Source organism: Pseudoalteromonas sp. SIMBA_162, from assembly GCF_046535955.1.
Lineage (GTDB): Bacteria > Pseudomonadota > Gammaproteobacteria > Enterobacterales > Alteromonadaceae > Pseudoalteromonas > Pseudoalteromonas marina.
Map to the genome: position 1 here is coordinate 1 of NZ_JAWJBQ010001386.1, position 229 is coordinate 229.

General features: G+C 56.3%; 1 protein-coding gene. It reads left to right on the forward strand.

The genetic code is table 11. The features are described from left to right. Positions 1-229 (forward strand): transporter associated domain-containing protein (locus R0J88_RS24150; protein ID WP_410901478.1); only part of this gene is annotated, 229 nt, incomplete at both ends.

Consider the following 229-nt stretch of genomic DNA (forward strand, 5'->3'; position numbering starts at 1 on the left):
GTAGATGAGTACGGCGGCACGGCGGGCATCATCACCATTGAAGATATTCTTGAGCAAATTGTCGGGGATATCGAAGATGAGCACGACACCGATGAAGAGGACGATATCCGCACGCTGGAGAACGGCCACTTCGCGATCCGCGCCCTCACCCCGATTGAAGACTTCAACGAGCGCTTTGGCACCGAGTTCTCTGATGACGAGTTCGACACGGTGGGCGGCCTTGTGATGC